We start from the raw sequence: 14,434 nt of genomic DNA on the forward strand, positions 1-14,434 counted from the left end.
TTAGATTAACTTTGGGCATTCAATTCAAACATTGCTGTATTCTTTAATATCTGATGCTGGGAAAAAGTAGAATATCTATCACTTCACCTACTACCAAACCCAATACAGCCAAAATTGTTAAAATCCAAAATGAATCTAGTTTATTGAAACCAGATAATCGCATTTCCAAATCAGCTAAAAGCGTAGTAGCTAAGGGTATGAGAAAAAGCCTTAATAATATTGACCAAGTTGCTATTAACGCAATGGATATACTTAAAAATAAGATGACAACTAAAGTTCTAGAGCCAAATTGAACTAAACGCTCTAACCAAAAAATACTCTTTCGCACTATAGCTACAACCATAGCAGCCACAAAAGCTCCTACTAACCAAATAATATGATTAGCAGCAAGATACCATCCCAAGAGGGTGTAAGCTAGCCAGAGTAATACTAAAGGCACTAAAGGAATCCTGTTAAAAAATTCCACGTTCATACTGCCAAAGCTTGTAAAAATATCAGGTTAATCTTTTAAGTTTATTCAAAAATTGTTACCACTCTAACTTGTAAAAATATCAGCTTTGCTCAGGATATTTCTCTATCTAGAGAGCAAATTGAAGGACATACCTCTTTTGTCGTGACAATATATAGCTTTAGCTTGACAGCATAACTAGTAACTTAGATTAACGATCAGAGTATGTTTTTATACGTATCTTAGCTCTGTGGTAAGTTATATTTAAGACAAAAATATATTAATTTAAGAACAATAGTATTAGTTTGTAATGTCTAAATAGATCGACCCTGACTCTCAACTATTTGGGATGAAATTTCATGAATAGGTAGTTACACTTCAGCGTGTACAACTTTGATAACTGTCCACAATACTGTTGCATACCTCAAGCTCATGGTAATATTATTTTACTGTCAGGAGATATTATTTTATACATCAAATTGTAACCATGCTGAAACAGTTAGTTAGGTGTGCTACCTCAAAAAAACAAAAACTTATTCGAGCCACCCAGAAAATCACCAAAAGCACTGATGTACAAAGTACAGAGCTTTTAAATATCTGTTTAGATAAGGTAGTAAAGAGCTAAAAAAGCCCTTTCTTACGAATCATTATAACCAGCTAGGAACGCATAAAGCCCTTATACAATAGCAAAAAAAATAGACAATAGTAAATAGAAAAGTTTTGACACAATGTCAATAGTTTTTTGTATATGTAAAAATATCAAAAAGCCCAATTTATATTGTCAATAAGACATTAATATTGTGTGTTTTATTTTAGATATTGATTCTCTTCCTGCTTAGTTAGCTATATATAAAAGTCCTATTTGATTGCTGAAAGCTTAAGTTACCCTCGACTAAATGAGGCAAACACTTAGATTTAACAACTGGTTTAGGACTGCTAGATCAATCCTGATTTAGTAACAACTCGATTATTGACAATCTAAAAGAGTAACAGGAAAAACATGAATATCATTGTTCGTTTACTTGGAGCTATCTTTCTCCAAGTGTCTGTGTTGGCTGCGATGTCTAGCACGGCAATTTCTGATGACAAGCCCTTACGCGTCAATATCCAGGAGACTCCTGCTATTCCTCAACGAAAAATAACACAGAGGATTTGCTCTTTAGATCCCATTGAGGATTTATTACCTCCACCACAAACTAAAGCAAGTAACTCATTGCTTTCTTACCTTGCTGAACAGGGTTTTACACAGAATCAAGAGGGTTCTTGGGTCTGTTATGCGAACGATCCGAAAAAAGAAGGGCGTTACTTTACTCTGTTTAAGGTTAAACAAGTTGATAACAGGCTTATAGCAAGTTCTTTCTTAGATGAGGGTAGTCTGATTCAAGGGCAAGATAGTCGTAGCTTGGACTTCTTTATGATGCTGGTTGAGCATCATATCAATACTAGTCAAGATAACCATCAAGGTATACGTAGATATTTAGAAGCCTTCGTTTCCTTAGTCAAAGAAGGGAAGATCAAACCTACACGTCGTGGGTTTCTTTTTGACCAACCAAACCGGGCTATGGTCTTATATCACACACTCTCATCAGGAAATCTTAAAGGTACCGGAATCACGATCAACATTTATTTACCTAAGAGTTGAATTGTGGGGTAAAGAAGGGAGAAACAAGGGAGTAGAGGGGAATGGCACTAAGAAAAACCGAAAGGCTTATGTAACCTCGTTCCCAGGCTCCAGCCTGGGAACGAGGTTACACAAGACTTTGGACTTATATTAGTGCCATTCGGAGCAGAGGCAGAATAATCCCCAATGCCCAATTAAATTGCTGTCGTTTAATGGAGGTGCATCTTGTCTAAATCAATTGTTCAAAGAATTGCAGCGTTGAAGGCGGTTCGCTTGGTGGCGATCGCATTCTCGTCTATTACAGTAGTAATCACTACATGTCAGTCTGCTTTTGCACAACTCAATATTGGGCGCTACGGTATCCAACAAGGACTGGAGTATGAGTATCTCCAATACCAAATCAATAACCAGAATTTAAGCCAGATGCGAGTCATTCCTGGCTGTAATGTGGGGTTTGGTCTAAGTTGCAATAAAACTGGAACGGTAATCCAACGATTAGTAGAGTTAAACGGTGGGACTAACTATCAAAATCTCCTGATAAAAGCAGCCGGTGGGGAAAGAAACTTCCAAAATTTCGCTGGATTTTACGGTAACAACCCCAACCTCTCTGCGGTTCCTTACGCCTCTTTTTGGAGCAACCAATCCCATGCAATTATGGATAGCTCTCAATACCTTCTTGGACAAAACTTTGGTCGCAATCCAGTAGAAGGTTTGGGACTTGTAACCAAGCAGTTTTTCTGGGCACCGTACTCAGGAGTTAATAACTCGGTCAGTCTTCGTAATGGATTACTAGACTTGAAATTCTCATACGGACGATTGTTGTTTGAAGAAGCCTCAAAAATTTCCAATATTAAGGAGCAAATTGAGTCTCTAGGTATGTCGCCAGAGATGACAAATTTTTATTTAGATAAAATCTCTACAGGCTTGAATGCATTGAGTTCTGGAGATCGGAACCAACTTCAACAGAGGATTTTTGAACTACTATCCTTTCCATACTCCGAAGATGGTGGGGAACTCGGACGGCCTAACAATGCGATTCCACAAGAATTCAATCATCTGGTGGGAGAAGATATCCCTGGAGATATTTTGCTAAGTGACAATCCAGTACCGTTGGATGGAGAAACAATTGGTTTTGATACTTTCCCTGGCTCTGTAGGAGATGTTTTGCTACAAGGCAGTCCTGATTCATCTCCACTCTGGCCAATGATGGTAGTTGGGAGTATTGGTTTAATTCTGCTCCTACTATTGAGCGGCGATAGTGCTTCAGGCCAACCATCTGCTTCTTCCAGAGATACGCCTACGCCTTTGTCTCTCAACAGCAAAGGTGAATGCGATCTGACTCCCAACGGTAATGGTTCTGATCACACACAGATCATTGAGATTCCGTGTAATGTTACTCCTAAAACCCCTACGGAAGTCAAGAAGGTAGTGGAGCCATCAATGATCAAAGCGCTTTTATTGCTAGTTGTTCTAATATGTGTAGTCCGTTCCAAAAATCGGTCTTTAAAAATACGTAGAGTGGGCATAAGTCCTATATTACACAAGGGAATTTAGACCCGAATAGCACTAATAAAAGCCGAAAGGCTTGTGTAACCTCGTTCCCAGTCTGAAGACTGGGAATGTATTCTAAGAGGCTCTGCCTCTTGTCAAGAAAGATGAGGCTCCTAACGAGGCAACACAACACTTTGGACTTATTTAGTGCCATTCAATTTAGACATCACGTAAGACAAAGCTACCTATGGAGGTAGCTTTATATAGATTTATATGAATGATTTGACGTTATTGATAGTATTAACCAGGCTGTTGCGATCGCCTGTTAACCTGTGGCCAATTCACTACATTCCACCAATTATTCAAATACTCAGCCCGACGGTTGCGATATTTTAGGTAATAGGCGTGTTCCCATAAATCATTACCCATAATCGGATATGAACCGTCCATAATTGGGTTATCTTGATTTGCTGTAGTGACAATCTGGAGTTGATTTTGGGGATTACGTACTAGCCAAACCCAGCCACTGCCGAAACGAGCAGCACCTGCTGCATTAAACTGTTGTTTAAAGGCATCAAAACTGCCAAAAGTTTTGTTAATTTCTTGAGCGATCGCTCCTGATGGTTTTCCACCACCTTGCGGACTCATCAGTTGCCAAAAAATCGTGTGGTTGAGATGACCACCAGCGTTATTACGTACTTTTGTGCGGATATTTTCAGGTACGCTTTTCAAGTTCAATAGTAAAGCTTCAACGCTCCTTTTTTGCAAATCTGGATACTGCTTCAATGCATCATTTAAGTTCTTGACATAGCTAGCATGGTGTGCTTCATAATGCAATTTCATTGTTTCAGCATCAATAGCTTTTCCTAATGCTCCATAAGCGTAAGGTAATGGTGGTAGCTGTGCAGGAAAAGCGCTTAGTGACCTATTAGGATAAGCTACAGGAGGAAACGACCTAGCAGCCGTTGGTGTTGGTGTAGAAGATTGTGCCTCAGCTACTAGTACTGGTTCATGAGAAATTAGCACAATTGTCAACACAATTGTTGTGAAGAAAAAAACTATTTTTCTTCGCCAAAATTTTATCATAAATTGTAGCCTCAAAATCAGTATTATTGGCTTGTAAGCTGATCATAAACTGTTGTTTTGCAGATCAATCATGCCAGTTAAATACATATCTTACCTTAGTTTTCAAGTAATTCAAGCAAAAATACTCAATATCATAGAATTAATCACAGCCAATATATGAGGCTACTTCACACACCCAAAAATCCGTATTTTTAGCAAAAACCCTCATTAAATGATTTAGCAATGCAAAAATAATTGCATTCAAAACAAATAAAAATAAGCCTCAATACGCTTGAGTTAAATATTTTTTCTCTTCTCTGTTTCCTCTGCGGTAGCCTGCGGCAAGCCGATTCTTTAGGAGATTATCTCGCGTTTGTATCTACGTTAAAAATTTGACTTTGATAAAGAGTTTTAGCCTTATACCAATTTAAAGTGAAGTTGCACATATCTTGATCCCCCTAAATCCCCCTTAAAAAGGGGGACTTTCAATTCCCCCCTTTTTAAGGGGGGCTAGGGGGGATCGAATTCTATGCAGCTTCATAAAGAATTGGTATTAACTGAACTGTAATGGAGTAAGACTAGTAATTTGTTAAGTTTAAATAGATGGATAAGTAAGTTCGTAGTCAGAACTTTACTCCTGATTTTCTAAGTAATAAACTGCTTACTAAGAAACCCTCAAAAAGAGCTTGACAGACTACTAGTTTTAGGAATAAATTTAACTCAAAATTGACATAGCTTTAACGCCCAGAAACATTTGAGTATATATTTACGGGCATTCTACCATAAAAATATTTATTTATAAGTCTATTATTTAATTTATTCCCTTGGGTACATAACTATAAATAACAAGCAAAACTCTTGATAGATATAACCGAAGTTTTATTTTGCTAAACCTATAATTAAAAGCTTGTAACTATTAAAATTCAATCTACTGAGATATGCATCATAATCAAATATTGCAAAAAACTGTAGCAGCAAATAGTAATTGGGATCAAGTAACCCAAAGTGAAGCCAAAAATGAGCAAACACAAACACATGAATTAGCTATCCCTGATCTAGCGATATTTTTATATCCTGTTGGCTTTATGGTTGGTTGGATATTTTTTTTTCTGATATTGCGGAAAATCCGGGCATTGTTAGATGAGAAAATAATTTTTTCCATCAGCCACTCACACAAAGTCCCCTGTAAAAATTGTCGCTTTTATTCCCATAATTATTATCTAAAATGTGCGGTAAACCCTTCTGTCGTTCTCACGGAAGAAGCGAAAAACTGCTCTGAGTACTCACCCAACAAGAAAAATTTCTCTTCTAAAAATTCTCTTGACTAAAAATGATAACGATCAAGGTGATGTTCAGTAAAAAATTTATCCATCGGAATTTATGTACACCCTTGCCTATGTATCTGTATCAGGTATTTCGGGAAATGGTATACATAAAAAGCTTAAACTAAACAGCGTTCAATCGTCGCTAGAACTGATTGAGAAAGAGTCTCAAAGTCGTAACCACCTTCTAAACCAAAGAGAATTTTACGAGTTACTCCTAGACAATAATCAGTAAATAAAGCATAGTCTTCTGGCTGCAAATTGATACTTGCCAAAGGATCTGCGGCATTGCCATCATAACCAGCACTTACAATCAATAAATCTGCCTGAAAGCTAGCTAAAAACGGTACGACACGTGTTTCAAATAGGGGCTGATATACTGCAATATCACTACCAGGGGGTACAGGTAAATTTAATACATTATTATGAAAACCGCGTTCTGTTGATCTTCCAGTACCCGGATAGCATGGGTATTGATGTAGGGAACAGTAGGCGATGCGTGCTTCAGTTTCAACGATCGCCTGAGTACCATTACCATGATGCACATCCCAATCTAGGATGGCGACGCGGTTAATTCCGGGTTGTTCTAGGGCAAATAAAGCTGCGATCGCAGCATTAGAAAATAGGCAAAAGCCCATCCCCGCATCACTTTCTGCGTGGTGTCCTGGGGGACGTGCTAGCACAAAAGCTGGATTAGCGGACTTTAATACAGCTTCAACTCCATCCAACCATGCACTGACTGCCAACAATGCCACATCATAACTGCGAGGGGAAACTGGCGTATCTCCATCCAAAGGGCCACCGCCACTAGAAGCGATTTGCCAAAGTTTTTTGATGTAAGCTGGGCTATGAGCTTTAACCAACATAGACATCAGTGATGGCTGTTCTGATGCTGGTGTAGGCGATCGCCAAGTGATTTGATCTGCGAATGTAGCTGCTTTTAGGGCAGTTGCGATCGCTATCAAGCGTTCTGGTTTTTCAGGATGGTATTTTCCAGTCTTGTGATCTAAAAATTCATCGGAATAGATGACTGGTAGCATAGAACGAAAAAGGTTAGCAGGAGGGATACTGAATGTTATTGTATCCTCACTGGTACAAACAGTTTTTGCTTTGACATCTGGTGAAATTTATGCGTTATCCAGAATCCTTGTAGAGCCGTAGCACTGCTACGTTTCTACATCTTTTTTGAAAATATTTATCTTTTGTATTAGAGGGTTGGTTGTTTACTTTCGAGAATTTCTGTTGCTTTTTGGGCAGAAAGCGGGCGGTAGAATAAAAACCCCTGTACATCCTCACAGTTAATAGATTTCAAGAACTCCAATTCTTCCTCATTCTCTACCCCTTCGGCTGTCAACTTCAATCCCAAGCTTTGTCCCAAGCCAACTATAGCCTTGATAATATGAGCTACTTTGACATCGCGCGTCAAATCTTGAATAAAAGACTTATCTATTTTCAGATTGTGTAGTGGCAAAAGTTGTAAACGGGAGAGCGAGGAATGACCTGTGCCAAAGTCATCAATGGAGATATGAATACCCATCTGCTGTAAATTCTCTAACACTGTTCTGGTAAAATCTAAATCCTCAATGGCTGTGGTTTCGGTAATTTCTAATTCTAAAAAGTGCGCCTCCAGCCCCGTTTGTGCTAAAACTTCGGCTATAATCTCCACCAATTTAGGTTGACGGAACTGCTTAAGAGAAAGATTGACTGCGATCGTCATCGGTTGCAATCCCGCATCTTGCCAGGTTTTATTTTGGCTACAGGCAGTCCGCAGCACCCATTCACCGATGGGGATAATTAATCCACTCTCTTCGGCAAGGGGAATAAAGACACTGGGTGCAACCAATCCCATCTCTGGGTGCTGCCAACGCAACAGAGCCTCCATACCAGTAATTTCTCCTGTGGCAATATTCACACGAGGCTGATAGTAAACTGTAAATTCATCGCGTTCTAAGGCATAGCGCAAGCTTTTCTCTAAAGTCAGGAGTTCGGGATTTTTTGCGCTCAGGGAAACACTGTAGTATTGGTAGTTATTCCGCCCTTTATCTTTGGCGTAGTATAAAGCGGTATCTGCGTGTTGAATTAGGGTTTCAGCATCAGGACTGTTCTGATCAAGCAAGGCAATACCAAGGCTGGCAGTCACATAAAGTTCATGCCCTTGGAGATGAAAAGCATCCTCTAAGGCTTGTAACATTCTCTGTGCTACTTGTGTTACTTCTTGAATATCATTGACTCGCGGGAGTAAAATAGTGAACTCATCGCCTCCCCAACGGGCTATGGTGTCTCCGCCTCGGAGTGAATCTTTTAATCTTTGAGCGACGTTTTGTAACAATTGATCTCCCAGAGTGTGCCCTAGAGTGTCATTAATGACCTTAAAGCGATCCAAGTCGAGGAAGATCACAGCTAAACTTTCGCCTTTGCGAGTGGCGTTGGGCAGAGTTTTACTGAGCAGTTCATTGAATAGTAGGCGATTGGGCAACCCTGTCAGCACGTCATGGAGGGCTTGATAGCGAATCTTTTCTTCTACTTGTTGACGCTGCTGTGTACTAATGATACTAGCGGCCATGGTCAAAAGGGTAGATTCTTCGTGCCTTGACCAATGACGCTCAAAGGTGCAGTCTGCCAAGCCAAGATACCCCCAAAACTCATTTTCCAAACGGAGAGGCACTAAAAGAAGGGATTGAATGCCATCTCGAATCAGAAATTCTTGTTCGGCGATGGGAAATTTTTGGGTGAGTTCGCTAATTGCATTGCCGCTAGAGAGAACAGTATACCAACGGGCTAATCCAGAAGTTTGATAAGGCAGATTTTGCCAATGCTGGTGGGTAGATGTAACAAAAGAGCGCGTCCATTCAAACCTGAGACTGACTGCTAGTTCCTTTGTAACAGGGTGGAGATGGTTCTGAAAAAGATAGGCACGATCTGCCTGTGCAGCTTCACCTAATACAGCTAGAGCTAGATCAATACCAGTTTCAAAATTCATTTCTCCTAGCAAGTAATTGGCAGCTTCTGCAACTGCCTGTAACAAGCGATCGCGCTGACGCAGTTCGGCTGTGACTTGTTTTTGCTCTGTAATATCCCTAATAATAAAAGTTCTAATTAAATCACTTTGAGGAAGGTAGAGAACGGATTGTTCAAAAACTTCTGTGCCTACTTCCACTTCCCGCACAAAAGAACTTTTTTCTACATTGTTAACTCCACTCAAAAGCCCTGTTAATATAGGATGTTGCGTACCAACTTCCCGAAGTTTGGGAAACTTGAGGGCTGCGGCTGGATTGAGATAAGTAACTGTTCCCTCAAAATCCATTTCAATAATTGGATTGGGGATGAGTTCAGGGAAAGATGCTAGGCGAGCTAAGGCAGATTCACTAGCTGCTTCAAAGCTAGGATCGATAGCTAAAGTTTGAAAAGGATTGGCAGGACTGGCTTGCTCTGAGAAGAAACCAGATAAGTCTTCAACATCAAAAGATTCAGAAAAGACTTGTTCTGAGATGTTAGAAATAGCATAATATTTAGCCTGAGCTTTATTACTACCAAAAGCAATTACATCTCCATGCCTGAGGTTATGAGAATAGCATTTATTGCCATTTACAAATAAGCCATTAGTACTTCCTTTTCCCTTGTAGTTGCCATCAATTATCTGAAAACCGTATTGGTCTGTCTCAGGAACAGTTACTCGCAATAAAATTGCGTGTTGCATTGATACTGACCGGGAAGCCAAAACAATAGTGTTTGCGGGATGCCGCCCCAGAGAATAAGTAGTCTCTCGCAAGGGGACAGTTCGCCGCCCTTCCAGGTCTTGAATGACCAACAGATGGCGTATTTTTTCCCGCTCATTTCCTAGCATGGCTGTTCCTCAAATTCTCATATTTTTATGTTTTAGTCTGAAAAATATTACTCCTTGAAGTTCAGAGTTTCCGGCTGCACTTTTAGGAGAATTTAGTTAATCAAATTTATCTTCGTATGCGATCGCAAAATTTATATGAGGGTGCATACCAGCCCTTCTCTTCCTGATTGACCTTCTGGAATGAGAGAGATGGCTAATTGTTCAATCAGTTTTTGCGGTAGAAGTTCTAGCTGTTTCCTCCACTCATGCATAATTTATAAATGTCCCTTTGCCTATATCATCTAACCTTGTCTTTCTTAGGATACCCAGATTAAGAATTCAAAATTCAAACTATTGCTAAAAGACTTGAACCACCAAAGATACGTGTAGATGTTAGCATTAGCTGTAAATTTTAAAAAGGATTATAGAGTAAACTAAAATAGAGTCCGTTGTCTTGTAATGTTCTGTCACTAGAGTTAACAGATACTAAGGGAATGCCCCAGTCAAGACGAATGGTGAAGCGATCGCCCTGTGACCAACGCAACCCCAGACCAAGAGCAGCTAGAGTATTAGGGTCAGGATTCTCCATACCAGAACTATTCCAGCCAACACCAAAATCTACAAAAGGGATAACCTGTAAAGTGCTATCTATCTGTGGGAAGCGCAGAATCGGTACTTGAACTTCCGCAGAAACAAAAGTGGCATTATCTGTCAACAGATAATCTTGACGGTAGCCTCGAACGCTATCCTGCCCACCTAAGCCAAATTGCTCTATAGGCAGAAGTGCTCTAGATGCTAGTTGCGTATTTAAACGCAGTAACAATAAGGTTTCAGGAGCTAAAAGGCGTGCCCACTGCGCTTGCCCTTGCCAAGCAAAAAAACGGCTATCGGGAGCATTTTGATTAACTGTGGCATTCAACACATCTATGCCCAAACTGAATTGAGAGCGTAGGGCGATGACTTCACGGCTATTACGACTCGTCCATTCTTGAAAAAATCGTAACGCAGATACCCTAGTGCGTCCCTGTTCATCAGCACCAGGCGAAAGGTCAGAAGCGCGACCTCCAAATCTCTGTACCAACGATGAGATATCACTTTCGCGCCGGTAAGCTGTTAAACCAAGAGCGAATTCTTGTGTGGGAGTTTGGATTATAGGCTGGCGGAATGTCAACTCGTAGTAGCGAGATGCCGATGCAATCTTTAAAAGACTAAAAGGACGTTCAATGACATTACTCGACGTAGTGCCATAGTTGAACGTAAGCGTTCCGTTGCGAGGATTAAGAGGCAATGTGTAACTAGCGTCAAAGGTGTTGCTACCATCAGTGTTGGTGTAGCCTAGACTCAGACCATCTCCTAATCCGAGTAAGTTGGCTTCATTCAATCGTAATCCACGGCGGAAACTACCAACACTAGGCGATCGCCCATTATCAAGAACTATTTCGCTACTAAAAGTTTTTGCTTCGCTGACTTTAACTTCTAAGAGACTCGCGCCAGTCTGCGATCCGGCTGAGAGTTCCGCAGTCACGTTTTCAATTAAAGGATTAAGTTGCAAAAGTTGTAATGCCTCTAGTAGACGCTGGCGATTGAGAGGCGCTGAAGTTGCTATTGCAAGTCGGCTGCGGACATAATTTGGATTCAACCGCCGAGTTCCAGTTATCTGGATGCCTTCTAGTCTACCTTCGACCACCTGAATTTTGAGAACACCGGAGCGGATTGTTTGAGGTGGGATATAAGCACCAGAAGTAATGTAACCATTTTTGACGTACAGATCAGTAATTTTAGAACGTGCTTGATACACCTCAGCCAACGAGATCGGGCGTTTGGTAAATTCAGCAGTGGCTTGGGCTAACTGTTCAGGACTGAAAACTGTGCTACCAACAACTTCAAACCGTTGAACAACAATAGTTTGAGGAAAGTTGCCAGGGAGTGTTTCTTCAGGTATGGAAGTTGGGGCAGAGGGTGGCAATAGTTCTGCTGGTGGGGGGAGTGGCTGTGGCAGTTCAGGTGAGGGACGTGGCGAAGGTAAGGGGGGTTGGACATCCTGTGGTTGTGGGAGTTGTTGTTGTGACAGGATGAAATTACTGGTTGGTAATTGTGTAGTTTCAACAGCCTGAGCTTTCACTGGACTAGAAGATATGCTGCTGAGTAATAGAAGCATACTCAGTGGTAAGCCGGACACTATAAGATTCTGAGGATATTTATCAATCATCGCACTGGACTATTTTTGTAAGTAGGTATGGGATTATATGAGAAATGCTTCAGATGTGAATCTTACTTCATCTTTTGTCGCTAAAGTTGATATTTTGGGTAAATATCAATTTGAAAGCTAGATGATTGGGTTATTGCAGACTTAAAAGCATTGATAGGTATTTGAGGCAAAGAAAGTTTTGTGAAGAAGGCCGGAGGTGGAACAGGCTACGATGTACACACAAGTCTCTTGATCTGCACCTTTGTTGCATCGACCTGCACCTTTGTTTCATCGACCTGCACCTTTGTTGCATCGACCTGCACCTTTGTTGCATCGACCTGCACCTTTGTTGCATCGACCTGCACCTTTGTTGCATCGACCTGCACCTTTGTTGCATCGACCTGCACCTTTGTTGCATCAACCTGCACCTTTGATGCATCGACCTACAAGAATTAACCCACCCTACGTTACACAGCAACTTTAAAAGACTTGTGTGTACACTGTAGCCTTAAAAAGGGGGGTTAGGGGGGATCTAAAGTGCCTAAAGTCACAGCGAAACACTTTTCAAACAACTTCTTAGGACACGCTGCGCAATTTGCCTCCAGCCTCTCTTGTGAATGCTAAATCACGCATTATTGAGTTTCTTCAGCCTCTAATCCTTTGGTATCTGGTTTAATCCATACCCCTTTGCTTAAACATTCCCATCAATTTACGTTTACGAGCGTGGGTTTGCATCAAGTTTCCCCGATAACTTAACCAGTCAGCTTTTTTACCAGATTCCAAGTAAGCATTACGCGCCTTTTTCAACCATTCAACAGCGTAGTAGTAGTATTCGGCTTTACCTGCATCCATAATCTTTTCGGCACGGCGACAAGCATTTGCAATTACCCAACCAGGATTGTGAGGGATAGCAGCATCCATGACTCGGTGAATCAACTCTGAATGATAAGAACTGAGTTCACTAGCGATCGCAATTGCATCATCAATTAGCTCCTCATGCAAGAATATATCCACCTTGGTTGATTCTGTTCCCCAACCGCTAGAAGTACGGATAATTCTCAGCAAGTCTGTTTTTACACTTTCCCAGTTTTCCCCAGCTAATTCTCTCATTTTTTCGTAGTCAACAAAAGAGGGCTTGGCTTGAAAAGCTGCCTTGATGGCTAATAAAGCAGCTTCACTATTACCCAACTCAACAGCCAAATCACTTGTCCAAATTCCCAATTCGTACTGACAATTACCCGGTAAAGTTAATCCACTCTGGGCTATATCTACCGCTTGCTGTAATGCCCCCTGAATGCTTAGTGTTTTTGCTAGGGCAAAGGCTTCTTCCATTGAGTTCATCTGAGTTTGAGCAGCATCAATTGCTTCTTCTACCCTGCCCAAACGCCCTAACATTGTAAGATATTGCTGGGTTTGCCCTTCTGCTTCAGCTAAATAAAGGTATTCTTGATAACGTTCTTGACGTTCGAGAATTTTCAGGCGAATTAATGCCAAATCATCTGCATAATCTGGCACATCTTCTTCCCAAGCTCCCCTTTCTGTGATACTACCTTGGAGAACTTGTAACAATGGTGGATAATCCCAACCTTGGCGTAAAGCCTCCATAACTAGACCAAAATCAACATTCCACTCATCTTGCCAAGCTTCTAAATTTATTTGGATATCAACTTTTTCTTCTGGGGTGAGTTCGGTAGTGAGAATTGCTTCACACCAAGCATTATTTAATTCCCCGACAATTTCATCATTTTCAGCGCCGTATTCGGCAACATCATCCCAATTTTCCGCACAGGTGGAGGTAATTGCTGACAAAATAGCGATCGCATTTTCACCCTCTCCCCGTTCGCTAAAATCTACCGCAACTTGTACCACACTCAGCAAATCTTCGCCAATCGGGTCTTCTTCGTACCCCTCCTCAAAGTAGCGCACGGTATCCTTGAGAATCTGCCGTACTTGCCGCCGGAAGGGAGCCGGATCAAGAGTACTACGGCGCACAGATTTTATGGTTGTTAGGTTGTCAGCAGGATTCGTCAGCCAGCTTACATGACGGTCAATCGCCTCAATTAGTGGCGGGTATTCTGCTACCAACTCTTGCAGCAGCCTTTGAGTTTCGATATAATCTAGGCGATTTAGAAGATGTTCTAGGGTGGGGCGCTGCTCAATACTTTCTGGGTTACGGGCACAGACAAGCATCGTTGCGACAATGTGTTTGCACCACCCTTCCAAGTCGTAAGCACAGGTGCAGTTGACTGAGGTTAACCCACTGCTATCAAAACTCAGATTGACATGATAAGGTCTAGCTTGAGTGCCTGCAACATCTGCCTGAAGCACATTACCACGTTGGGTAACACCATTGACAGCACCAGCCTCATAGTATGCCTCGCCCCGTTGGAAAGATTTGGCATTAGCATGACGGCGGATAGTAAATTCACTAATTTGGGGAATAGACATCGAGCGATCGCCTGTGTAAATCCTCTGG

General features: G+C 41.2%; 10 protein-coding genes. 4 read left to right on the forward strand and 6 right to left on the reverse strand.

Features of this window, described 5'->3' with window-relative positions; all coding sequences use genetic code 11:
• Positions 1–43 precede the first annotated feature (43 nt).
• Positions 44–472 (reverse strand): hypothetical protein, encoded by a 429-nt coding sequence (locus tag ANSO36C_RS28110; RefSeq protein ID WP_251957440.1) that lies wholly within the window; start codon positions 470–472, stop codon positions 44–46.
• A gap of 976 nt (positions 473–1,448) precedes the next feature.
• On the opposite strand from ANSO36C_RS28110, the gene ANSO36C_RS28115 reads away from it, so the two are divergent.
• Together ANSO36C_RS28115 and ANSO36C_RS28120 are read left to right on the forward strand one after the other, a co-directional pair.
• Positions 1,449–2,090 carry a hypothetical protein gene (locus ANSO36C_RS28115; protein ID WP_251957441.1) on the forward strand — a complete coding sequence of 214 codons (642 nt, stop codon included), beginning with the start codon at positions 1,449–1,451 and terminating at the stop codon, positions 2,088–2,090.
• Positions 2,091–2,294: 204 nt separating this feature from the next.
• On the forward strand, positions 2,295–3,623 hold the full coding sequence (locus ANSO36C_RS28120; protein WP_251957442.1) for a hypothetical protein: 1,329 nt from the start codon (positions 2,295–2,297) through the stop codon (positions 3,621–3,623).
• Between the two features lie 237 nt (positions 3,624–3,860).
• Here the strand turns inward: ANSO36C_RS28120 and ANSO36C_RS28125 are convergent, their stop codons facing one another.
• Positions 3,861–4,646, reverse strand: coding sequence for a superoxide dismutase (locus ANSO36C_RS28125; RefSeq protein ID WP_323374526.1), 786 nt, complete (start codon positions 4,644–4,646; stop codon positions 3,861–3,863).
• Positions 4,647–5,563: 917 nt separating this feature from the next.
• Between ANSO36C_RS28125 and ANSO36C_RS28130 the strand changes: the two genes are divergently transcribed.
• Positions 5,564–5,953, forward strand: coding sequence for a hypothetical protein (locus tag ANSO36C_RS28130; protein ID WP_251957443.1), 390 nt, complete (start codon positions 5,564–5,566; stop codon positions 5,951–5,953).
• A 113-nt stretch (positions 5,954–6,066) separates the two neighbouring features.
• On the opposite strand, the gene ANSO36C_RS28135 is transcribed toward ANSO36C_RS28130, so the two are convergent.
• The 3 genes from ANSO36C_RS28135 to ANSO36C_RS28145 all read right to left on the reverse strand — a co-directional run bounded on the left by ANSO36C_RS28135 (position 6,067) and on the right by ANSO36C_RS28145 (position 11,979).
• Complete coding sequence (locus ANSO36C_RS28135) at positions 6,067–6,987, reverse strand: histone deacetylase family protein (protein ID WP_251957444.1); 921 nt, start codon at positions 6,985–6,987, stop codon at positions 6,067–6,069.
• A 167-nt stretch (positions 6,988–7,154) separates the two neighbouring features.
• Complete coding sequence (locus tag ANSO36C_RS28140) at positions 7,155–9,791, reverse strand: EAL domain-containing protein (RefSeq protein WP_251957445.1); 2,637 nt, start codon at positions 9,789–9,791, stop codon at positions 7,155–7,157.
• A 391-nt stretch (positions 9,792–10,182) separates the two neighbouring features.
• Positions 10,183–11,979 carry a ShlB/FhaC/HecB family hemolysin secretion/activation protein gene (locus ANSO36C_RS28145; RefSeq protein ID WP_251957446.1) on the reverse strand — a complete coding sequence of 599 codons (1,797 nt, stop codon included), beginning with the start codon at positions 11,977–11,979 and terminating at the stop codon, positions 10,183–10,185.
• Positions 11,980–12,223: 244 nt separating this feature from the next.
• Between ANSO36C_RS28145 and ANSO36C_RS28150 the strand changes: the two genes are divergently transcribed.
• The gene (locus tag ANSO36C_RS28150) at positions 12,224–12,442 is read left to right on the forward strand and encodes a hypothetical protein (protein WP_251957447.1); all 219 of its coding nucleotides are present in this window, start codon (positions 12,224–12,226) and stop codon (positions 12,440–12,442) included.
• Between the two features lie 188 nt (positions 12,443–12,630).
• Here ANSO36C_RS28150 and ANSO36C_RS28155 read toward each other — a convergent pair whose 3' ends face one another.
• Entirely contained in the window at positions 12,631–14,406 is a 1,776-nt protein-coding gene (locus ANSO36C_RS28155) for an SWIM zinc finger family protein (RefSeq protein ID WP_251957448.1), read from the reverse strand.
• Positions 14,407–14,434 lie beyond the last annotated feature (28 nt).

Source organism: Nostoc cf. commune SO-36 (genome assembly GCF_023734775.1).
GTDB lineage: Bacteria > Cyanobacteriota > Cyanobacteriia > Cyanobacteriales > Nostocaceae > Nostoc > Nostoc commune_A.